At 72.1% G+C, this 20961-nt stretch carries 19 protein-coding genes; 11 read left to right on the top strand and 8 right to left on the bottom strand.

Annotation, left to right across the window (positions count from 1 at the left end; translation table 11 throughout):
- Positions 1-185: 185 nt before the first annotated feature.
- Positions 186-1025 carry a lysozyme gene (locus OOJ98_RS20360; protein WP_267056357.1) on the top strand — a complete coding sequence of 280 codons (840 nt, stop codon included), beginning with the start codon at positions 186-188 and terminating at the stop codon, positions 1023-1025.
- Positions 1026-1182: 157 nt separating this feature from the next.
- On the top strand, positions 1183-1983 hold the full coding sequence (locus tag OOJ98_RS20355) for a serine protease (RefSeq protein ID WP_267056356.1): 801 nt from the start codon (positions 1183-1185) through the stop codon (positions 1981-1983).
- A gap of 22 nt (positions 1984-2005) precedes the next feature.
- Here the strand turns inward: OOJ98_RS20355 and lon are convergent, their stop codons facing one another.
- Complete coding sequence (gene lon, locus OOJ98_RS20350; RefSeq protein WP_267056355.1) at positions 2006-4420, bottom strand: endopeptidase La; 2415 nt, start codon at positions 4418-4420, stop codon at positions 2006-2008.
- 225 nt (positions 4421-4645) lie between these two features.
- Here lon and OOJ98_RS20345 point away from each other — a divergent pair, with 225 nt between their 5' ends.
- Entirely contained in the window at positions 4646-5317 is a 672-nt protein-coding gene (locus OOJ98_RS20345; RefSeq protein ID WP_267056354.1) for a GNAT family N-acetyltransferase, read from the top strand.
- 76 nt (positions 5318-5393) lie between these two features.
- Entirely contained in the window at positions 5394-6440 is a 1047-nt protein-coding gene (locus tag OOJ98_RS20340) for a DUF3626 domain-containing protein (protein WP_267056353.1), read from the top strand.
- A gap of 3 nt (positions 6441-6443) precedes the next feature.
- Here the strand turns inward: OOJ98_RS20340 and OOJ98_RS20335 are convergent, their stop codons facing one another.
- A complete protein-coding gene (locus tag OOJ98_RS20335) occupies positions 6444-7280 on the bottom strand; it encodes a rhomboid-like protein (protein ID WP_267056352.1) in 837 nt (278 codons plus the stop codon).
- 417 nt (positions 7281-7697) lie between these two features.
- Here OOJ98_RS20335 and OOJ98_RS20330 point away from each other — a divergent pair, with 417 nt between their 5' ends.
- The 4 genes from OOJ98_RS20330 to OOJ98_RS20315 all read left to right on the top strand — a co-directional run bounded on the left by OOJ98_RS20330 (position 7698) and on the right by OOJ98_RS20315 (position 14468).
- On the top strand, positions 7698-8366 hold the full coding sequence (locus tag OOJ98_RS20330; RefSeq protein ID WP_267056351.1) for a spermidine synthase: 669 nt from the start codon (positions 7698-7700) through the stop codon (positions 8364-8366).
- Between the two features lie 90 nt (positions 8367-8456).
- Entirely contained in the window at positions 8457-9194 is a 738-nt protein-coding gene (locus OOJ98_RS20325) for a response regulator transcription factor (protein WP_267056350.1), read from the top strand.
- Positions 9191-10381 carry a HAMP domain-containing sensor histidine kinase gene (locus OOJ98_RS20320; protein ID WP_267056349.1) on the top strand — a complete coding sequence of 397 codons (1191 nt, stop codon included), beginning with the start codon at positions 9191-9193 and terminating at the stop codon, positions 10379-10381. The genes OOJ98_RS20325 and OOJ98_RS20320 overlap by 4 nt, the downstream gene beginning before the upstream one ends.
- 280 nt (positions 10382-10661) lie before the next feature.
- Entirely contained in the window at positions 10662-14468 is a 3807-nt protein-coding gene (locus OOJ98_RS20315; RefSeq protein ID WP_267056348.1) for a multifunctional oxoglutarate decarboxylase/oxoglutarate dehydrogenase thiamine pyrophosphate-binding subunit/dihydrolipoyllysine-residue succinyltransferase subunit, read from the top strand.
- A 128-nt stretch (positions 14469-14596) separates the two neighbouring features.
- Here the strand turns inward: OOJ98_RS20315 and OOJ98_RS20310 are convergent, their stop codons facing one another.
- From OOJ98_RS20310 to OOJ98_RS20300, 3 genes are all read right to left on the bottom strand, one after another.
- The gene (locus tag OOJ98_RS20310; protein ID WP_267056347.1) at positions 14597-14920 is read right to left on the bottom strand and encodes a DUF6191 domain-containing protein; all 324 of its coding nucleotides are present in this window, start codon (positions 14918-14920) and stop codon (positions 14597-14599) included.
- A gap of 176 nt (positions 14921-15096) precedes the next feature.
- A complete protein-coding gene (locus OOJ98_RS20305) occupies positions 15097-15600 on the bottom strand; it encodes a hypothetical protein (RefSeq protein ID WP_267056346.1) in 504 nt (167 codons plus the stop codon).
- Between the two features lie 58 nt (positions 15601-15658).
- On the bottom strand, positions 15659-16159 hold the full coding sequence (locus tag OOJ98_RS20300) for a hypothetical protein (protein WP_267056345.1): 501 nt from the start codon (positions 16157-16159) through the stop codon (positions 15659-15661).
- Positions 16160-16359: 200 nt separating this feature from the next.
- Here OOJ98_RS20300 and OOJ98_RS20295 point away from each other — a divergent pair, with 200 nt between their 5' ends.
- The gene (locus OOJ98_RS20295) at positions 16360-16545 is read left to right on the top strand and encodes a DUF6104 family protein (RefSeq protein ID WP_030190019.1); all 186 of its coding nucleotides are present in this window, start codon (positions 16360-16362) and stop codon (positions 16543-16545) included.
- Between the two features lie 69 nt (positions 16546-16614).
- Here OOJ98_RS20295 and OOJ98_RS20290 read toward each other — a convergent pair whose 3' ends face one another.
- The gene (locus OOJ98_RS20290) at positions 16615-17448 is read right to left on the bottom strand and encodes a hypothetical protein (protein WP_267056344.1); all 834 of its coding nucleotides are present in this window, start codon (positions 17446-17448) and stop codon (positions 16615-16617) included.
- Positions 17449-17636: 188 nt separating this feature from the next.
- On the opposite strand from OOJ98_RS20290, the gene OOJ98_RS20285 reads away from it, so the two are divergent.
- Entirely contained in the window at positions 17637-18584 is a 948-nt protein-coding gene (locus tag OOJ98_RS20285; protein WP_267056343.1) for a DUF4097 family beta strand repeat-containing protein, read from the top strand.
- Between the two features lies 1 nt (position 18585).
- The gene (locus OOJ98_RS20280; protein WP_267056342.1) at positions 18586-19530 is read left to right on the top strand and encodes a helix-turn-helix transcriptional regulator; all 945 of its coding nucleotides are present in this window, start codon (positions 18586-18588) and stop codon (positions 19528-19530) included.
- Positions 19531-20155: 625 nt separating this feature from the next.
- Here OOJ98_RS20280 and OOJ98_RS20275 read toward each other — a convergent pair.
- Positions 20156-20698: a Clp protease N-terminal domain-containing protein gene (locus OOJ98_RS20275; RefSeq protein WP_267056341.1), complete on the bottom strand. Its 543-nt coding sequence runs from the start codon at positions 20696-20698 to the stop codon at positions 20156-20158.
- Complete coding sequence (locus OOJ98_RS20270; RefSeq protein WP_100579604.1) at positions 20698-20907, bottom strand: HTH domain-containing protein; 210 nt, start codon at positions 20905-20907, stop codon at positions 20698-20700. Before OOJ98_RS20270 ends, OOJ98_RS20275 begins: the two co-directional genes overlap by 1 nt.
- Between the last annotated feature and the right edge of the window lie 54 nt (positions 20908-20961).

Raw genomic sequence — 20961 nt, 5'->3', positions numbered from 1 at the left:
GGCCACGCCGTTGTCGCAGCGTGTCGTGGCCGCCAAAGGTCTGAACCAACGGCATAACCTGAAGCCTCTTTCGCGCCAACGGTCTACGTGCGTAGCGTCATTCGTGACATGTCCACAGCGATACGTCGCCATGTCGACCCGAGCCGTCACGTCCCAGCCCCCACCGAGCCTTTCGGAGGCACGCAATGCCCGTGCACAGATCCGGAACGGCCCGCCGCGGACCCCTCACCGCGGCCGGGATCCTCCTCTCCTCCCTCGCCCTCGTCCTCGGAAGCACCGGGACCTCCGGCGCCGCCGACACCCCCTCGCGCGACATCCCGCCGCGCGGCTCCGCGACCCTCGGCATGGGCGTCGCCGCCCACGACGGGGTGGGCGGCCTGCCCCGCGACACCCGCGCCGTACAGACCGAGGGCGTCGACACCAGCAGCCACAACGGGAACGTCGCCTGGCCCACGCTGTGGAACACCGGCGTGAAGTGGGCCTACGTCAAGTCCACCGAGGGCACGTACTACAACAACCCCTACTTCCCGCAGCAGTACAACGGCTCGTACGACGCCGGCATGATCCGCGGCGCCTACCACTTCGCCACCCCGGACACCACGGGCGGCGCCGCCCAGGCCGACTACTTCGTGGACCACGGCGGCGGCTGGTCGCGCGACGGCCGGACCCTGCCGGGCGCGCTCGACATCGAATGGAACCCGTACGGCGCCGCCTGCTACGGCAAGTCGGCGGCCGGGATGGTCGGCTGGATCCGCGACTTCGTCAACGAGTACCGGACCCGCACCGGCCGTGAGCCGGTGATCTACACCGCCACCAGCTGGTGGAGCCAGTGCACCGGGAACTCCGCCGCCTTCGGCTCCACCGACCCGCTCTGGATCGCCCGCTACAACACCGACCCCGGCGCCCTGCCGGCCGGCTGGGACTACTACACGATGTGGCAGTACACCTCGTCCGGCCCGACCGTCGGCGACCACTCCCGCTTCAACGGGGCGTACGACCGGCTGCAGGCACTGGCCAACGGCTGACGCGTTCACCCGCACGGACGGGGCCCCCGGCGCTGCGTCGCCGGGGGCCCTTCCGTCGCTCCGGGCCGCCCCGCCCGGCGCGCTCCGCCTCCTCGAACGGGGCACGAGCCGTACAGGTGACCGCATTCCGCGCGCCCCATGCGTCAGGATGGAGGCCATGCGCAGCTTGGGAAGGGTGAGGCGGGCGGTGGCTCCGGCCGCCGCGGTCGCGGTCGTGCTGTTCGGCGGCGCGGGGTGCGGGGGCTCCGCGGCCTCGTCCCCGCAGGCCGAGAGCGCGCCGTCGGGCGCGCCCCGCGCGCAGACGAGCGCCGCGCCCGCGCCGAGCACACCGGCGGTCGGGGTGCTGGTCAGCGGGGGCGAGCACTACTGCACGGCGAGCGTGGTGAGCAGCCCGCGCGGCAATGTCATCGCCACGGCGGCGCACTGCGCGGCCGCCCACCCCGCCGACGAGGTGGAGTTCGCGCCGGGCTTCTCGGGGGCGGACGGGGGCACGTATCCGTACGGGAAGTGGAAGGTGCGCGCCGTCCAGATCGACGACCGGTGGACCGCGGACCAGGACGACGCGGTGGACTACGCCTTCCTCACCGTGGAGCCGGACGCGCAGGGCCGCAGCGTGCAGAGCGTGGTCGGCTCCTCGACGCCGGACTGGGGCGCGGGGCCCGACCAGCGGGTGACGGTCGTGGGCTATCCGATCGAGGACCACAACCCCGAGAACCGGCCCGTCATCTGCACCACCGACACCCGGCGCGACACCGATGTGCCCGCGATGATGCGGATGCGGTGCGGGGGGTTCTGGGACGGTACGAGCGGCAGTCCCTGGCTGACCGGATATCAGGGAGCCGACCGGATGGGCCGGATCATCGGGGTGCTGAGCGGCGGTGACACGGACGCGGAGTCGACGGCGGTCCTGTTCGACGCGGGCGCCCGCTCGCTGTACGAGCGGGCCACCCGCGCCTGATCTCCCGGGGCCTGCCGGGTGCTCAGGCGGCCGCGGCCACCGCGACCTCCGCCGGGGCGAGCGCGATCTCCAGGACCTGGCGGACATCGGTCACGGGGTGGACCTCCAGCTTGTCCAGGACCTCCGCCGGGACGTCGTCCAGGTCGGCCTCGTTGCGCTTGGGGATCACGACGGTGGTGATCCCGGCGCGGTGTGCGGCGAGCAGCTTCTGCTTGAGGCCGCCGATCGGCAGCACGCGGCCGGTGAGCGACACCTCGCCGGTCATCGCGACGTCGGTGCGGACCTGCCGTCCGGACAGGAGCGAGGACAGCGCGGTGACCAGGGTGATGCCGGCGCTCGGGCCGTCCTTGGGGACCGCGCCCGCCGGGAAGTGGACGTGTACGCCCCGGTCCTTCAAGTCGCCCACGGGAAGCTCCAGTTCGGCTCCGTGGGAGCGGAGGAAGCTCAGCGCGATCTGCGCGGACTCCTTCATCACGTCGCCGAGCTGACCGGTCAGGGTCAGGCCCGCCGCGCCCGTCTCCGGGTCGGCGAGGGAGGCCTCCACGAACAGGACGTCGCCGCCGGCGCCGGTGACGGCGAGGCCGGTGGCCACGCCGGGCACCGCGGTGCGGCGCTCCGCCGGGTCCTGTGCGGACTCCGGCACGTGGTGCGGGCGTCCGATCAGGGCCCGCAGGTCGTCGGGGGCGATGGTGAACGGCAGCTCCCGCTGGCCGAGTTCGTGCTCGGCGGCCACCTTGCGCAGCAGCCGGGCGATGGAGCGCTCCAGGTTCCGTACGCCCGCCTCCCGGGTGTACTCGCCGGCGAGCTTGCGCAGCGAGGCGTCTTCGAGGACGACCTCGCCGGTGTCGAGCCCGGCCCGCTCCAGCTGGCGCGGCAGCAGGTGGTCGCGGGCGATGACGACCTTCTCGTCCTCGGTGTAGCCGTCGAGCCTGACCAGCTCCATGCGGTCGAGCAGCGCCTCGGGGATGGCTTCGAGGACGTTGGCGGTGGCGAGGAACACCACGTCGCTGAGGTCGAGTTCGACCTCCAGGTAGTGGTCGCGGAAGGTGTGGTTCTGCGCCGGGTCGAGGACTTCGAGCAGGGCGGCCGCCGGGTCGCCCCGGAAGTCGGAGCCCACCTTGTCGATCTCGTCGAGCAGCACGACCGGGTTCATCGACCCGGCCTCCTTGATGGCCCGGACGATCCGGCCGGGCAGGGCGCCGACGTAGGTCCGGCGGTGTCCGCGGATCTCCGCCTCGTCGCGTACGCCGCCGAGCGCGACGCGCACGAACTTGCGGCCCATGGCGTGCGCCACGGATTCGCCGAGCGAGGTCTTGCCCACGCCGGGCGGGCCGACGAGGGCGAGCACGGCGCCGCCGCGGCGGCCGCCGACGATCCCGAGCCCGCGGTCGGCGCGCCGCTTGCGCACCGCGAGGTACTCGGTGATGCGCTCCTTCACGTCCTTGAGGCCGGCGTGTTCGGCGTCAAGCACCGCCCGCGCGCCCCGGATGTCGTACACGTCGTCCGTGGTCTCGTTCCACGGCAGTTCGAGGACGGTGTCGAGCCAGGTGCGGATCCAGGAGCCCTCGGGCGACTGGTCGCTGGCGCGCTCCAGCTTGTCGACCTCCTTGAGCGCGGCCTCGCGGACCTTCTCGGGCAGGTCGGCGGCCTCGACGCGGGCGCGGTAGTCGTCGCTCTCGTCCTCCTCGCCACCCTCGCCGTTGAGTTCGCGCAGTTCCTTGCGGACGGCGTCGAGCTGACGGCGCAGCAGGAACTCGCGCTGCTGCTTGTCGACGCCTTCCTGGACGTCCTTGGCGATGGATTCGGCGACGTCCTGCTCGGCGAGGTGCTCGCGGAGCTGTTCGGTGGCGAGCCTGAGGCGGGCGACCGGGTCGCTCGTCTCCAGGAGCTCGGCCTTCTGGGCGGTGGTGAGGAACGGCGAGTAGCCGGAGTTGTCGGCGAGCGCGGAGACGCCCTCGATCTGCTGGACGCGGTCGACGACCTGCCAGGCACCGCGGCGCTTCAGCCAGTCGGTGGCGAGCGCCTTGTACTCCGTGACCAGCTCGGTCACCTGGCCGGGCAGCGGGTCCGGAAGGGTCTCCTCGACCCGGGTGCCCTCCACCCACAGGGCCGCGCCGGGGCCTGTGGTGCCGGCCCCGATGCGCACGCGGTGGCGGCCCCGGATGAGGGCGCCGGGGTCGCCGTCGGAAAGCCGTCCCACCTGCTCGACGGTCCCGAGCACACCGGTCGCGGCGTAGGTCCCGTCGATGCGCGGCACGAGCAGCACCTGCGGCTTCCCGGCATCGGACCGGGTTGCCGCCTGAGCGGCCTCGACGGCGGCCCGCACCTCGGCATCGGACAGGTCGAGCGGCACCACCATGCCGGGCAGCACGACCTCGTCGTCGAGCGGCAGCACGGGCAGGTTGGTCGAGGTGTACGCCGTGGACTCGGTAGCCATGATCTCCCCTTCGGCAGTCAAGTTGAGCTATGCCGACTCAATGCATGTGAGTCGAGGAATGTTCCCCGGGCGGCGTTCGCTCTGAGCGATCACCGCGAGACCTCCTGCCACCGGGCACGCGCGGCGGGCCGCACACCCGCCGGGGGTTGCGCAGTGCGGGCAAGTCGGTAAGGTTCACTTAACGAGTTCACCTATTACCTGCTACGACCACCCCAGGGGGCTGCAATGACGTTGACGACGGCGGCGATACCGGACCGGGCTTCGATCGGGACGCTCGTGCGGGCCTGGATCGACGGCTGGGTGGTGTCGCGGGGGACGTCGGATCCCATGGAGCGGGCCTGGGGGTGGACCATCGACGCCGGGCAGGCTCAGCACGTGTCGCGGCATGTGCTGCCCGAGCCCGTCGAGGCGGACGTGCGGGCCCTGGCGTCCGCCACGCGTGCGCCGGGGACATGGCTGAAGTTGTTCGCCGACGACGACACCGTACGGCCGTGGGTCGGTGCGGGCTGGCGGCTCGACAAGCCGGGGTTTTTGATGTCCGTTCCGCTCGCCGCCGAGCGGCCCGGGGTGCCGGACGGCTACACGCTCACCTCGTGGACCCGGGGCGGCGTCACACGGGCCCTGGTCCGCACCGACGAGGGACACTTCGCGGCCCGGGGCCAGATCGCGCCGACCGGCCCGACCGCCGTGGCCGACCAGATCGAGACGGCTCCGGACCACCAGCGCCGGGGCCTGGGCAGCCTGGTCATGCGCACCCTGCAGAACACCGCCCACGCCGCGGGCGCCACCACCGGCATCCTGGTGGGCACCTCCGAGGGCCGCTCGCTCTACACGAGCCTCGGCTGGCGGACCCACTCCCCCATGGCGAGCCTCCACTTCGCCCCGGACAAGGACTGACCGGGCGGGAGCGAGGGGCGCGCAGGGCGGAAAACCCCGGGCGGGCGCGGAGCCGTCTCCTCTACATTCGGGCGCCATGAGCCTCACCCCCGCCCAGGCCGGCGCGCTCGGCCATGTCCGCGCCGCCGCTCAGGAGGCGCGCGTGCTGGCCGAAAAGCGCCTGTGTGCCGTGCGTCCGGGCACCCGGGTGGACGACGTCACCGCGTACGTCATGGACAGCGCCCGCATCACGCTCAACTTCCACCCGGACCGGCTGCGCCCCCGCGACGGCCGCACCGTGGCCGAGGCGCTCGCCGCGGACGGCGTGTACCGCAGCCAGTACGAGACGGGGCTGTCCAACGGCGGCCGGACCGCGTTCCCCGGCGGCGCGCGGGACGAGTGGGAGCGGGGCCTGTTCGGCGGCGCGTACCACCGGGCCGGCGTACGCCCCGAGGAGCGGCCGAAGTACGGCGCGCTCGACCTGGCCGGCCACACCGACGGCGCCGCGCCGCGCTTCGGCTCCTGCCACGTGCGGCTGCGTCCCGAGGTCAACGCACGGGCCACCTTCTGTCACGGGGACAGCCATCTGGGACCCGCGGACGTGGGGACCTCCGACGCCTTCGCGTCGGTGCTCGCGGCCCTCGCGGAGGACGGCACACCGGTGGCCGGCCCGGATGCCGACGCGCCCCCGGCCGCCGGCCCCGCAGCGGCTGCCCGAGGACACGGGCGCGTCCTCGACGGCTATGTCGAGGCCCAGGTGCACGGGCCCGTCGTGCTGGCGCGGGACGCGGAGGCGCTGGTGCTCGACCCGTCGTTCCGCGGCACCGGGACGGCCCGGCTGCTCGCCGCGACCGGGGTGCCGGTCGAGTGGCACCCCGGGTTCGTGCTCGCGCCGCACGAGGTGGACGCCGCGTTCCGCGGGCCCGTCATGGTGCCGCTGGCCGAGTGGATCTGCCGGACCCGCTCCCCGCACGGCCTCCTCGACGCACGGGTGCTCGGACACGCGGCCGCGTCGGCCGTGCGGGAGCCGCGGGAGTGGGCGCGGTGGGGCACGCCGGACGAGATGCTCCAGTACGTCAAGCAGCTGTGGCACGTGCTCGCGTGGTCGGGGCGGCCGGAGACCCGGCCCGAGCCCGGCGCGTAGCCCTCAGCCCGTCGGCGCCGGCCGGCCGGCCCGGCGTACCGCGGGCCAGCAGGCGATGCCCACCAGCAGCGCGATGGGATGGCCCCAGGCGGCCAGCGGGTCCGAGATGTCGAGCAGGTCCTGGGTGAGGAGCACCCCCACCACGGCGAGGGACGTCCAGCGCAGGAACGGGACGAGCAGACCCGCGAGGGCCCCCACCGTGGCCATCAGGCCGAAGCTGATGCCGTAGTCGAGGCGGTGCAGCGAGGTCTCGGGGAGGTGGCCGGCCAGCACCGAGAGGGCGACCGGGATCTCGGTGGCGAGCGTCGCCACGACATGGCCGAGCAGGAAGACGCCCGCGGTGCGCCAGCCTCCTATGCGGTGTTCGAGGGCAGCGAGGACGAAGACGAAGGCGACCGCGTACGGCGATACGACCCCGCCCGCTATCCACAGCGCGCTCGCGAAGATCGCGAGGACGGGCCGCGTCGACAGGTGCGCCACATCGGTGCTGGACCCCTGGAGCAGGGCGTCCACGGTGTCCGGGTTGCCGTACTGGGCGTAGAGCGAGGTCGCGAGGAGCAGCAGGGCGTAGCCGAAGGCGAACGGGGTCGTGGCGGGCGAGGGCAGCAGCCGGCCGATCCGGGCCAGGGCGCCGCGCGCGCCGGGCGGCGTGGACGGCGCACTCGCGACGGCGTCCGCCGGCTCGGTCCGCGGCCACTGTGCGGGTATCGCGCCGAGGGCCGTGGCGCCCGCCGGTCCCGCCGGGGCGGGAGTGGCCGCGCCCGGGACGGCGGCCTGCGGCGCGTCGGCCGACGGCGCGTTCCCCGGCGTGCCGGGCTGCCGGATGTCGAGCGGGTGCACCGGGAGAGGCCCCTTCCCAGGAACGCGGCGGGCGCGCCCCGAATCTAGCCACGCCCGCGTTCCCGGCCGTGCCGCGTACTCGCTTGCGTCTGCTCGCCTACGTCTGCGTCTGCTTGCCGGTGTCCGCCGACCGCTCGGCCACGTCTTATCGGCCCTGCCCCTTCAACGCACACCTTCCGCGAACGACTCCGGCCGCGTCTATGACGTGCGCCACACGGGACAACCTCGGGCACGTCCTGTGCGTCCGGGGTGTCCGGCACGTACCCGGTCCTCCGGCCGGCGAACCGTGGCGCGGCCGCTCCGGCGCGCGCCGGTGCCGTGACCGCCCGTCCGCGTGCGCGACCGCCCCCGCGAACACCCCGGTCACGCCGGGCAATTCACGTGCGCGACGGCGGCCCACGCGGCATTCTCGCGGGCATGGACGACATCGCCACCCTCGACCGGCGCCAGGGACCGCACGGGGAGGTCGTGCTGCGGCAGCGCGGAGCCCATTTCGAGATCATCGCCAACGGGTGCTTCCTGATGGACACTTCGGACGGCCGCTCGGAGCGCCTCCTCGTCGATGCGGCGTACGACACACTTCTGCCAGCCGCCGCCCGCCCCTCGCTTCTCATCGGCGGCCTCGGTGTGGGCTTCTCCCTCGCACATGCGGCGCGGGACCCCCGCTGGGGCCAAATCGCCGTCGTCGAGCGGGAAGACGCCATCATCGACTGGCACCGCGCGGGTCCACTCCGCGCCATTTCGGAGCGGGCCCTGTCCGATTCACGTACCCGGATCATCCACGCCGATCTGGTGGAATACGTACGTACCGCCCAGGACCGCTTCGACGCGCTCTGCCTCGACATCGACAACGGGCCCGACTGGACCGTCACCGAGGGCAACGACACCCTCTACTCGCCGGCCGGACTCGCCCACTGCGCAAGGCGGTTGAGCCCCGGCGGGGTGCTCGCCGTATGGTCCGCCCAGCCGTCCCCCGCCTTTGACCAGGCTCTCCGGAATGCCGGATTCACCGGGGTACGCACCAAAGAGGTGCGAGTTGCCCGGGGCGTCCCTGACGTGGTCCATCTCGGCGTTCGCCCTGCGTAGCCGAGATACGGAAAGTGCCTCTAGTCTCTGACCGACACAGGGGATCACCCCACGGATCCCCGGGCGAGCACAGTCAGGGCGGGGCAACCGATGGAGCAGACTCACACCGGCAACAACGGCGTCGCGGCGACCCCCGGCGCCCAGCGCAGGGTGCTGGTCGTCGAGGACGACACGACGATCGTGGACGCCATCGCGGCCCGGCTGCGGGCCGAGGGCTTCCAGGTGCAAACGGCGCTGGACGGCCCCGCCGCCGTCGACACGGCCGAGGCATGGCAGCCGGACCTCATGGTCCTCGACATCATGCTGCCGGGCTTCGACGGCCTGGAGGTGTGCCGCCGGGTCCAGGCCCGCCGGCCCGTGCCGGTCCTCATGCTGACGGCCCGCGACGACGAGACGGACATGCTGGTCGGGCTCGGCGTCGGCGCGGACGACTACATGACCAAGCCGTTCTCGATGCGCGAGCTCGCGGCGCGGGTGCACGTCCTGCTGCGCCGGGTGGAGCGGGCCGCGCTCGCCGCCACCACGCCGCGCACCGGCATACTCCGCCTCGGCGAACTGGAGATCGACCACGCGCAGCGCCGGGTACGGGTGCGCGGCGAGGACGTCCACCTGACGCCGACCGAGTTCGACCTGCTGAGCTGCCTGGCGAACACCCCGCGCGCCGTGCTCTCCCGCGAGCAGCTGCTCGCCGAGGTGTGGGACTGGGCCGACGCGTCCGGCACCCGCACCGTGGACAGCCACATCAAGGCGCTGCGCCGGAAGATCGGCGCGGAGCGGATCCGTACGGTCCATGGCGTGGGTTACGCGCTGGAGACCCCGGCGCCATGAGCCGGGCGGGAGACCGGGCCCGGCAGCTGCGCGGCAGCGGCGAGCGGCCCGGGTGGGACGAGCCGGGCAGGCGCGGCAGATGGGCCAGGGCGAGGCGGGGCCTGAAGGGCCGGATCGCGGCCGGGCTGCGGTCGGTGTCGATATCGATCAAGACGAAGCTCGGCTCCCTCGTCGTGGTCTCCGTCTTCATCACGACCGGGCTGCTCATGGTGGCCCTGCAGACCCGCACCGAGCTCCGCTTCATCACCGTCTTCTCGGTGATAGCGACCCTGCTGATCACCCAGTTCGTCGCGCACGGGCTCACCGCCCCGCTGGACGAGATGAACACCGTCGCCCGCGCCATCTCGCACGGCGACTACACGCGCCGGGTGCGCGGCGCCGACCGCCGCGACGAGCTCGGCGACCTGGCGGGCACCATCAACCGGATGGCCGACGACCTGGAGGCCGTGGACCGGCACCGCAAGGAACTCGTGGCGAATGTCTCGCACGAGCTGCGCACGCCCATCGCGGCGCTGCGCGCGGTCCTGGAGAACGTGGTCGACGGCGTCTCGGCGGCCGATCCCGAGACGATGCGCACGGCCCTGAAGCAGACCGAGCGCCTGGGGCGCCTCGTCGAGACCCTCCTGGACCTCTCCCGCCTGGACAACGGCGTGGTGACACTGCGCGCCCACCGCTTCGAGGTGTGGCCGTATCTGTCGGGCGTCCTCAAGGAAGCCAACCTGGCGGCCGCCCAGCGCAAGCTGTCCTCCGGCTCGGGCAACCACCAGCGCACCGACGTCCATCTGCACCTGGACGTGTCGCCCCCGGAGCTCACCGCGCACGCGGACGCGGAACGGCTCCACCAGGTCGTGGCGAATCTCATCGACAACGCCGTGAAGCACTCCCCGCCGCACGGCCGGGTGACCGTACGGGCCCGGCGCGGCGCCCACCCCGGCTCGCTCGATCTGGAGGTCCTCGACGAGGGGCCCGGGATACCGCAGTCGGAGTGGCACCGGGTGTTCGAACGGTTCAACCGCGGCACCGCGCCCTCGCCGCACGGTCCGGGCAGCGACGGCGGCACGGGGCTCGGTCTCGCCATCGCGCGCTGGGCGGTGGACCTCCACGGTGGCCGGATCGGCGTGGCCGAATCCGCGCGCGGCTGCCGGATCCAGGTCACCCTTCCGGGGACCCCCCGTCCGCAAAATTGACGTAAAGTTCGAACCGGAAGCGGTCCTTCTGCGTGGTGTTCTGCGGAAGCGGTCCTTCCAGGGCGCGGTCCAGGGGGCCGCGGCCGCGCTGTCGTGTACCCGCAGGACCCGGAGAGAAGCGGAACCACGCTTGTTTCCCGCCATTTCGCGCCCCGAAACACGGCTTCCGGTGTGACTTACGCGACTGTGGCCTGCCCCGTCTGCGCGTCCCGGCCGGCAAGGCGTAGCCTTTATTTCCGCTGTCCATCACCTTGTGAAGCGGAAGAGGGCGGTTACCGCCGTGTCGTCTCAGTCCCCCAGTAATTCGAGCGTCTCGACCGACCAAGACGGGCAGGGCAAGAACCCTGCGGCCGGCTTTGGTGCCAATGAGTGGCTTGTCGACGAGATCTATCAGCAGTACCTCCAGGACCCCAATTCGGTCGACCGTGCCTGGTGGGACTTCTTCGCCGACTACAAGCCGGGCGCCGCCGGCACGGCGGACAACCCTGTTCAGGGTGCTCCCACCACGACCGCGCCCGCCGCGGCCGCCCCGGCTCCCGCGGCACCGGCCACCCCGGCCGCCGCACCGGCGCCGGCCAAGGCCGCTCCGGCCGCCTTCCCGGCTCCGGCCCAGGCGAAGCCCGCGGCGGCCGCCGCGCCCGCTGCGCCTGCCAAGCCCGCCGCCGCACCGGCCGCCGCCAAGCCGGCTGCCAAGGCGGCCGACGCCACGGAGGCCCCGGCAGGGCCGGAGTACGTGACGCTGCGCGGTCCCGCCGCCGCGGTCGCCAAGAACATGAACGCCTCGCTGGAGATGCCGACGGCCACGTCCGTCCGCGCCGTCCCGGTGAAGCTGCTGTTCGACAACCGCATCGTCATCAACAACCACCTCAAGCGCGCCCGGGGCGGGAAGGTCTCCTTCACCCACCTCATCGGGTACGCGATGGTGCAGGCGATCAAGGCCATGCCGTCGATGAACTACGCGTTCGTCGAGAAGGACGGCAAGCCGACCCTGGTCAAGCCGGAGCACGTCAACTTCGGTCTCGCCATCGACCTGGTGAAGCCCAACGGCGACCGCCAGCTCGTCGTCGCCGGCATCAAGAAGGCCGAGACGCTCAACTTCTTCGAGTTCTGGCAGGCGTACGAGGACATCGTCCGCCGCGCCCGGAACAACAAGCTGACGATGGACGACTTCACCGGCGTCACCGTCTCGCTGACCAACCCCGGCGGCCTCGGCACCGTGCACTCCGTGCCGCGTCTGATGCCCGGACAGTCGGTCATCATGGGCGTCGGCTCGATGGACTACCCGGCCGAGTTCCAGGGCACCTCGCAGGACACCCTGAACAAGCTGGGCATCTCGAAGGTGATGACCCTCACCTCGACCTACGACCACCGGGTCATCCAGGGTGCCGCTTCGGGCGAGTTCCTGCGCGTCGTCGCCAACCTGCTCCTCGGTGACAACGGGTTCTTCGACGACATCTTCGAGGCGCTGCGCATCCCCTACGAGCCGGTCCGCTGGCTCAAGGACATCGACGCCTCGCACGACGACGACGTCACGAAGGCCGCCCGCGTCTTCGAGCTGATCCACTCCTACCGGGTCCGCGGCCACGTCATGGCCGACACCGACCCGCTGGAGTACCGCCAGCGCAAGCACCCCGACCTGGACATCACCGAGCACGGCCTCACCCTGTGGGACCTGGAGCGCGAGTTCGCGGTCGGCGGCTTCGCCGGCAAGACCCTGATGAAGCTGCGCGACGTCCTCGGCGTCCTGCGCGACTCGTACTGCCGCACCACCGGCATCGAGTTCATGCACATCCAGGACCCCAAGCAGCGCAAGTGGATCCAGGACCGCGTCGAGCGCTCGCACTCCAAGCCGGAGCGCGAGGAGCAGCTGCGCATCCTGCGCCGTCTGAACGCCGCCGAGGCGTTCGAGACGTTCCTGCAGACCAAGTACGTCGGCCAGAAGCGCTTCTCGCTCGAAGGCGGCGAGTCGGTCATTCCGCTGCTCGACGCCGTCATCGACAGCGCCGCCGAGTCGCGCCTGGACGAGGTCGTCATCGGCATGGCCCACCGCGGCCGTCTGAACGTCCTCGCCAACATCGTCGGCAAGTCGTACGCGCAGATCTTCCGCGAGTTCGAGGGCAACCTCGACCCGAAGTCGATGCACGGCTCCGGCGACGTGAAGTACCACCTGGGCGCCTCCGGCACCTTCACCGGTCTGGACGGCGAGCAGATCAAGGTCTCGCTCGTCGCGAACCCCTCGCACCTGGAGGCGGTCGACCCGGTCCTGGAGGGTGTCGCCCGCGCCAAGCAGGACGTCATCAACAAGGGCGGCACGGACTTCACGGTCCTGCCGGTCGCCCTGCACGGTGACGCGGCCTTCGCCGGCCAGGGTGTCGTCGCCGAGACCCTGAACATGTCGCAGCTGCGCGGCTACCGCACCGGCGGCACGGTCCACATCGTCATCAACAACCAGGTCGGCTTCACCGCCGCCCCGGAGTCGTCGCGCTCGTCCATGTACGCCACCGACGTGGCCCGCATGATCGAGGCGCCGATCATCCACGTGAACGGCGACGACCCGGAGGCCGTGGTCCGCGTCGCGCGGCTCGCCTTCGAGTTCCGCCAGACGTTCAACAAGGACGTCGTGATCGACCTCATCTGCTACCGCCGCCGCGGTCACAACGAGGGCGACAACCCGCAGTTCACCAACCCGCAGATGTACAACCTGATCGACAAGAAGCGCTCGGTGCGCAAGCTCTACACCGAGTCGCTCATCGGTCGCGGCGACATCACCCTGGAGGAGGCCGAGCAGGCCCTGCAGGACTTCCAGGGCCAGCTGGAGAAGGTGTTCGCGGAGGTCCGCGAGGCCACCTCGGCGCCGGGCGAGATCCAGTCGTCGGACGCCCAGGCGCAGTTCCCGGTCACGGTCTCCACGGCGGTCTCCCAGGAGATCGTCAAGCGCATCGCCGAGTCGCAGGTGAACATCCCCGAGCGGATCACCGTCCACCCGCGTCTGATGCCGCAGATGCAGCGTCGCGCCGCCTCCGTCGAGGACGGCACGATCGACTGGGGCACGGGCGAGACCCTGGCCATCGGTTCGCTGCTCATGGAGGGCGTCCCGGTCCGGCTCTCCGGCCAGGACACCCGCCGCGGCACCTTCGGCCAGCGCCACGCGGTCCTGGTCGACCAGGTCACCGGCGAGGACTACACCCCGCTGATGTACCTGTCGGACGAGCAGGCGCGCTACAACGTCTACGACTCGCTGCTCTCCGAGTACGCGGCGATGGGCTTCGAGTACGGCTACTCGCTGGCCCGTCCCGAGTCCCTGGTGATGTGGGAGGCGCAGTTCGGCGACTTCGTCAACGGCGCCCAGACGGTCGTCGACGAGTTCATCTCGTCGGCCGAGCAGAAGTGGGGCCAGACCTCCGGCGTCACGCTGCTGCTGCCGCACGGCTACGAGGGCCAGGGCCCGGACCACTCGTCCGCCCGCCCGGAGCGCTTCCTCCAGATGTGCGCGCAGAACAACATGACGGTCGCGATGCCGACGCTGCCGTCGAACTACTTCCACCTGCTGCGCTGGCAGGTCCACAACCCGCACCACAAGCCGCTCATCGTCTTCACCCCGAAGTCGATGCTGCGTCTGAAGGCGGCGGCGTCGAAGGCCGAGGAGTTCACCAGCGGTGGCTTCCGCCCGGTGATCGGCGACGAGCACGTGGACGCGAGCGCGGTCCGCAAGGTCGTCTTCTGCGCGGGCAAGGTCTACTACGACCTGGCCGCCGAGCGCGAGAAGCGCGGCGCGAACGACACGGCGATCATCCGCATCGAGCGCCTGTACCCGCTGCCGGGTGCCGAGCTCCAGGCGGAGATCGCCAAGTTCCCGAACGCCGAGAAGTACCTGTGGGCCCAGGAGGAGCCGGCGAACCAGGGTGCCTGGCCGTTCATCGCGCTCAACCTGATCGACCACCTGGACCTGGCCGTCGGCGCGGACGTGCCGCACGGCGAGCGCCTGCGCCGCATCTCGCGCCCGCACGGCTCGTCCCCGGCGGTGGGCTCGAAGAAGCGCCACGAGCAGGAGCAGGAGCAGCTGGTGAACGAGGTCTTCGAGGCCTAGCACCGGCAGGCTGTACGCAGCGGAAGGGCCCGGCACCCCGATTCCAGGGGGTGCCGGGCCCTTCGGCGTGGGCGGCGTAGGTGACGCGGGCGGGTGTGGCGGGCGGGGGGCGACGGGCGGGGGTGACCTCAGCCCGGCCCGTCGTCACCGCGGGGGCCGTCGGCTGCCCCGGGGGCGTCGGTCTCGCCGTCATCGCCGCGATGCCCGGACCGGGCGTGCCCGTCCTCGGCATCTCCGTCCTCGGCATCTCCGTCCTCGGCGTGTCCGTCCTCGGCGTGTCCGGCGGCTCCGCCCTGCGGCACCCGTATGAGGACGCTGCCGCTGGCGAGGTCTATGGGGCCGCGGCCCGGATCGGAGTCGCCGACCTCGTCGAGCGTGATCTCCTGGCGGCGGCGCTCCTCTTCCGTGTGCCGCCGCCCTGGCGCGAAAAGCTCGTCGAGCCCACCGAACATCCGAAGCCACCTCCGTCAGCCGTCCCGTACTCACACAACGCCGTGCGACGCCCGTCAGATCCCGATCATGGCCGCCGATTCCGTCGGCCGCGCCCCGGGACGACCCCGCGGGAACGACCGGAGACGCTGACCTCGCGGTACCCCGGCCCCGGCCGGCGAACCGGGTCGTCGGACCCTCACATCGTCGGCACGGCGAGCGCGGTCGCCAGCTCGGGGTGCTGCCGCCGGAGCTCGTCGACGAGCCGGCGCAGCGGCGATGCGGCGCTCACATTGGTGACCGCGGCCCTGATCGGCAGCAGGACGCTGCCGCCGGAGCGGAGCGTCAGGCGGATGCCGCGCATCTCCATCTGCTTGGCCGCACCGAGGGGCCGGATCGTCACCGTCTGCTTCACCATGTCGGCCGCCGCGATGTCCGTGACCGCCACCGAGCCGGCCGGCGGGAGCCCCGTCTTGCGGCCGCCCCGCGGCGTCCGCCACGCGATGGTGTCGGCGTCGATCCGCACCCACCCCTGGGAGGGCAGCAGAAGAAATCGCACGATCAGGGCAATCGCTGCGACGCCGATGACGGCCTGCAAAATGGTGGACGACAAGCTCACGCCAATGGCGAACAGGATGCAGCCGAAGAATATCGACGCGTTCACCGCTTGGCGCATCGTGAATATCTGGACCTTCACAACCAACTCCGGAACATAAGAGTGAGCCGCCCGCCCCCTGCGGACGGACGGCGGAGCAATGTCGTTACTGCTGGACGGCGACGGCGAGCCCCTGGGCCAACTCCGGCCGCCGGCGGCGCAGTTCGTCGAGGAGGCGCCGGAACGGTGTCCCGGCGGACAGCCTCAGGGCGAGGCCGCGAATGGGCAGGACGACGTTCTCGCCGTCCGTCAACTCCAGGCACACCGCCCGCATTTCCACCTGCCGCTTGGTCCACAGCACGCGTGAGGTGGGGTGTTGCACGATCACCTCGGCCGCGACGATGTCACGCAGGGCCACCGAACCGGACGGCGAAACCTCCTGCTTCAGCAGCGACTTGTGCGTCCGCCACTCCAGCACATCGCCGTCGAACCGCACCCACGCCTTCGAGGGCAGCAGCAGACAGCGCTGCACCACGAAGAGCGCGGCGATCCCGAGGAAGCCGCACATCACCAAGTCACCGGTCGATCCGGTTTCCTTGGCATCCGCGTACCAATAGAGGCCGAGCAGGGCGAAAATGACGACGGCGCCGATGCTGTATCGCACCATTTGCCGCATGGTAAATATCTGAATCTTCACAAAACTTCCCACCCCTGAGCACAAAACAGACCGGGAAACTATCAGCGAAGCGTCCAAGGACAGTCCATGCGGAAATAAAGCACGCGTAAAGAACGAGCGGCGCCCGCCCGGTGACGGCCGCCCGATACCCTGAGGGCCGAACATCCGGTACGTCGTCCCAGGAGCAAGTTGTGTACTTCACCGACCGCGGCATCGAGGAGCTGGAGAAGCGGCGCGGCGAGGAGGAGGTCACCTTCGAGTGGCTCGCCGAGCAGCTGCGCACCTTCGTCGACCTGAACCCGGACTTCGAGGTCCCGGTCGAGCGGCTCGCCACGTGGCTGGCCCGGCTCGACGACGAGGACGAGGACGAGGAGTAGACGAGAGGGAGGGCACCCCGGGGAACTCGGGGCGTCCGGGATGCGGCTGACGCGTATGACGCAGACGCGTCAGCCGCAGACGTGCCAGCCGTGCGCGGGGTCCCGCATCCGGTCGTACGCGAGCCCCAGCGCGCCGTGGGCGACGAGGATCGCGCCCGCCGCCGTCCATCCGCCACTGCGCCGGGTGAGGCCCCAGGCCGCGAGCGGCAGCCCCGCGGCGAGCTGGGCGCCGCCCAGGAGCCGCGCCCTGGGGCCGCGCACCCATGGGCCGGCCGGGCCGCCCTCGACCGCGTCGAGCTCGGCGCGCACGGCGTCGCGCCAGCCGGACCACGCGACCGTCTCCGCGCCCTGCGCCTCGGCCACCGAGCGCAGCCGGTCCGTCCGTTCGCCCGGGGTCAGACCGGCGGGCAGGGCGACGCCGGTACGGGCCAGGACCGCGAGCAGTCCGAGGAGGCGGGCCCGCGCGTCGGCGGCCGGATCGGGACGGGTCAGCCCGTCGAGCACCTCCACATCGCCCACGGGGTCGAGGCCCAGCCGGGCGGCGAAGGTGCGCATCGCCTCGCCCTCGCCCACCGGCGTGCCGTCGGCGAGCCAGACGTAGCCGACCGTACGGCGGAAGCCCGAGGCCAGGGTGTAGCCCGCCCGGGAGTCGTCCCACCACAGCGCCAGCGCGGGGCGGCCCGCGCCGACGGTGAGGGCACCGGCCCAGCCGGCGAGCACTTGGTCGACCGGGTCGTCGCCGGGCAGCCAGGGTGTGGCCGAGGGGACGAGCACGCTCCAGCCCTCACCGGCCGGCGCCAGGAGCATCGGCTCGCGCAGCAGATGGGCGACCGGGCGGACCACCGCGGGTTCGGCGCGGCACAGGAGCAGCGCTCCGGGGGTGGCGACAGGGGCGACGGGCACGCCCCCACGCTAGGTCACACAGCGGGTCATTTCGCCCCAGGAACACCCGGGCGGGCGTGACTCGCGGTCGCCGCTCGCGGGGCGCGGGCGCGCCTTGACTTTCCGAATCCGCGATATATCGTGTCTACCAAGAGACGCGATATGTTGCGTCTGGTCGTATCCGTGCGCAGCGCCCAGGAGGTCGGCACATGCCCGAGTCCACGTGGACCGTCCGAGAGTCGCAGAAGCTCACTTTCGACGAGCCGCTGACCAAGCTCCATGTCCGCGTCGTCAACGGAACGGTGAACGTCGTGGGGACCGAGGAGAGTTCCTCGCGTCTGGAGATCACCGCGGTCGAGGGGCCACCCTTGATCGTGACGCGCGAGGGGTCGACCCTCACCGTCGCCTACGAGGACCTGCAGTGGCGCGGCTTCCTGAAGTGGCTCGACCGCAAGGGCTGGAACCGCAGCGCGGTGGTCTCGCTCGCCGTACCGGCGGGCGCGGACGTCGAGGTGGGCACGGTCGGCGCGGGCGCCGTGGTCTCCGGGATCCGGGGGCGTACGGAGGTACGGGGTGTCACCGGTGACGCGACCCTCGTCAAGCTCGCCGGGACGGTCCGCGCCGAGAGCGTGTCCGGGCACGTGGAGGCGCAGGCGGTCACGGGCGACCTCCACTTCAAGTCGGTGTCCGGCAACCTGACCGTCATCGAGGGGGCGGGGGCCGCGGTGTCGGCCGAGTCCGTCAGCGGCGACATGGTGCTCGACCTCGACACCGGCACGAAGGCCACCGACATCCGTCTGACCTCGGTGTCGGGCGAGATCGCCATCCGGCTGCCGCACCCGGCCGACGCGCACGTCGAGGCCAACACGGCGAGCGGGGCGGTCTCCAGCGCCTTCGAGGACCTGCGGGTCGGCGGGCAGTGGGGCACGAAGAAGATCACCGGCACGCTGGGGGCGGGGACGGGGACGCTCAAGGCCACGACGGTCTCCGGCTCGATCGCGCTGCTGCGCAGGCCGGCGGAGGAGGAGGGGCCGTTCGAACCCCCCTACGAGCCCGAGCCGCCGGCCGACGCCGCCTCCCCCACCTCCGACCAGCCCGGCCCCACCGGCCCCATCGGCCCGACCGGCCCCGTCGGCCCGACCAAGAAGGTGCTCTGACATGGCCCCCGTCTTCGCCCACGGCCGTCTCCGCCTCTACCTCCTCAAGCTGCTCGACGAGGCACCGCGCCACGGCTACGAGGTGATCCGCCTGCTCGAAGAGCGCTTCCAGGGGCTGTACGCGCCGAGCGCCGGCACGGTCTACCCGCGGCTCGCCAAGCTGGAGGCCGAGGGTCTGGTCACGCACACCACCGAGGGCGGCCGCAAGGTCTACTCGATCACCGACGCGGGCCGTGCGGAGTTGGCGGGCCGGGGCGGTGAACTCGCCGATCTGGAGCTGGAGATCCGCGAGTCCGTCTCCGAACTCGCCGCCGAGATCCGCGACGACGTACGCGGTGCGGCGGGCAGCCTGCGCGACGACATGCGCCGGGCGGCCCAGGAGGCCCGTACCGGCCAGGGTCCGGCCGGCGCCGGCCGGGGCGACGGTTCGTGGGCGGACGCGGAGGGGTGGCAGCAGGCGAAGGAGGAGTTCAAGCGCGCGAAGCAGGAGTGGAAGGAGCAGGCGCGCCGGGCGAAGGACGAGTCCAGGCGGGCCCGCGACGAGGCCCAGCAGGCGCGCCGCCAGGCCAAGGAGGCGCAGGAGAAGGCGCGCGAGGACATGCAGCGGATCGCCCGCGACGTTCAGCGCCAGGTGCAGGAGCACTTCGCGCGGGGCGACTGGCCGACGGGGGTACGGGAGGGGCTCGCCGAGATCACCAAGGAGTTCGGCCGGTTCGGCTTCGGCCAGGCGCCTGCGGCTTCGGCTTCGGCTTCGGCTGAGCCGGAGTGGGCGCGGGAGGGGTCGTCCGGTGACCCGGCGCGGGATCTGGACCGTCTGCTCGACCGGTTCCGGGACGACATCCGGGACGCGGCCCGGGACCACGGGGTGTCCGAGCCCCAACTGGCGCAGGCCCGCGCCCACTTGGCCAGGGCCGCAACCGAAATCACCACGGCCCTCCGCCCCTGACGCCGCGACGTCGTCCGACCCCGGTTCCCCGCGCCCCCCGGGCGGCTTGCCCTAGGCAGGGTGCTTGGCCGCGGCCCCCTCACGGCGCAGTTCCCCGCACCCCCGGGCGGCTTGCCCTAGGCAGGGTGCTTGGCCGCGGCCCCCTCACCGCGCAGTTCCCCGCGCCCCCGGGTGGCTTGCCCTAGGCAGGGTGCTTGGTCGCGGCCTCTTCAGCCCGTCCGGCGTTTGAGGACGAGCGCCCTTCAGGCGCGAACGGGGTCTGGGGCAGAGTCCCAGGAGTTGGACCTCAGCCCGTTTCGTAACCCCCGGAGGGTTTTGGGAAGGGGCGGGGTGGGGCCATCACGGGGTTTGGGGCGGAGCCCCAGTCACCCCCGGCCTTCGGGTGCGGACCGTGCTGGGGCACCCGCGCAGTTCCCCGCGCCCCTAAAGACGTAGGGCACCCGGCACCAAGCCCGCACCCTCGCCCGCCGCAGCGGAGCCGCGCAAACGGCACAGCCCCGCGCCCCTGGTAGGGCACCCGGCGCCGACCGGACGCGCCCGGTAGGGCACCCGGCGTCGCAGCCCGCACCCTCGCCCACCGCAGCGGAGCCGCGCGAAAGGCGTAGGTCCGCGCGCTGGGCCGGGGTCAGGGGGCCAGGGCTTGTTCGACCTCTCCGTACGTGCCGCCGAGCCCCGCAAGAACCTCCCCCACCAACCCCGGCAACACCACCAGCGCGAGCAACACATGCTCGTCGCCGATCGACTTCCGCTTTCGCGCCACAGCCAGCCGGAGCGACTTCTCCAGGACCTTCTTCGACCCCTTCGTGAAGGCCGGCCTCCCCGAGGGCCACGCCTTGCCCGGCTCCGCGCCGGAGAGCGCGCCGGGCCCGTGCACCTCCTCGACCCGCGTGACGATCTCCTCGACGGCGATGCCCAGCCCCGCCAGCGCGTCCTCGTCCGCCTTGGACATGCCGCCCCGGCGCCGCGCGGCGGCCAGCGCCTCGGTGATCTCGGCGCGCCGGGAGGTGAGGCCGAGGGAGGCGAGCGCGGCCCCCGCCCGGGTGTCCTCCCGGTCGAGGAGGGCGAGCAGCAGGTGCTCCTCGGTCACCACCGGGGACCCCGCGCGGGACGCGTGCTCGACGGCACCAGCCACCACCCCCCGCGCATCCGCCGTGAATCGCTCGAACATCAAGTCCTCCCGTGCTTCTTGTGGACGGCCTGGCGGCTGACCCCCAGTTCGGCGGCGATCTCCTGCCATGACCAGCCCTGGTTGCGGGCGCTTCGTACCTGTACGGATTCGAGCTGTTCCAGGAGCCGTCGCAGCGCGGCGACGGCTCGCAGTCCGACCCTCGGGTCGCGGTCGCCGGCTCGTGCGGCGAGATCGGTGGCCTCGGTCATGCCTGTCAACGTACATTGACACGCGGCCCCCGTCAACCAAAGTTGACATCCGGC

Source organism: Streptomyces sp. NBC_00083 (genome assembly GCF_026343295.1).
Lineage (GTDB): Bacteria > Actinomycetota > Actinomycetes > Streptomycetales > Streptomycetaceae > Streptomyces.
Note: the sequence above shows the minus strand (reverse complement) of the source record. Positions and strands in the feature narration are given on the sequence as shown.

Bases quoted from the DNA above. Each gene is read 5' to 3' on its own strand.
- OOJ98_RS20360 (WP_267056357.1), top strand. From the start codon at position 186: ATGCCCGTGCACAGATCCGGAACGGCCCGCCGCGGACCCCTCACCGCG.
- OOJ98_RS20355 (WP_267056356.1), top strand. From the start codon at position 1,183: ATGCGCAGCTTGGGAAGGGTGAGGCGGGCGGTGGCTCCGGCCGCCGCG.
- lon (WP_267056355.1), bottom strand. From the start codon at position 4,420: ATGGCTACCGAGTCCACGGCGTACACCTCGACCAACCTGCCCGTGCTG.
- OOJ98_RS20345 (WP_267056354.1), top strand. From the start codon at position 4,646: ATGACGTTGACGACGGCGGCGATACCGGACCGGGCTTCGATCGGGACG.
- OOJ98_RS20340 (WP_267056353.1), top strand. From the start codon at position 5,394: ATGAGCCTCACCCCCGCCCAGGCCGGCGCGCTCGGCCATGTCCGCGCC.
- OOJ98_RS20330 (WP_267056351.1), top strand. From the start codon at position 7,698: ATGGACGACATCGCCACCCTCGACCGGCGCCAGGGACCGCACGGGGAG.
- OOJ98_RS20325 (WP_267056350.1), top strand. From the start codon at position 8,457: ATGGAGCAGACTCACACCGGCAACAACGGCGTCGCGGCGACCCCCGGC.
- OOJ98_RS20320 (WP_267056349.1), top strand. From the start codon at position 9,191: ATGAGCCGGGCGGGAGACCGGGCCCGGCAGCTGCGCGGCAGCGGCGAG.
- OOJ98_RS20310 (WP_267056347.1), bottom strand. From the start codon at position 14,920: ATGTTCGGTGGGCTCGACGAGCTTTTCGCGCCAGGGCGGCGGCACACG.
- OOJ98_RS20300 (WP_267056345.1), bottom strand. From the start codon at position 16,159: ATGGTGCGATACAGCATCGGCGCCGTCGTCATTTTCGCCCTGCTCGGC.
- OOJ98_RS20285 (WP_267056343.1), top strand. From the start codon at position 17,637: ATGCCCGAGTCCACGTGGACCGTCCGAGAGTCGCAGAAGCTCACTTTC.
- OOJ98_RS20280 (WP_267056342.1), top strand. From the start codon at position 18,586: ATGGCCCCCGTCTTCGCCCACGGCCGTCTCCGCCTCTACCTCCTCAAG.
- OOJ98_RS20275 (WP_267056341.1), bottom strand. From the start codon at position 20,698: ATGTTCGAGCGATTCACGGCGGATGCGCGGGGGGTGGTGGCTGGTGCC.
- OOJ98_RS20270 (WP_100579604.1), bottom strand. From the start codon at position 20,907: ATGACCGAGGCCACCGATCTCGCCGCACGAGCCGGCGACCGCGACCCG.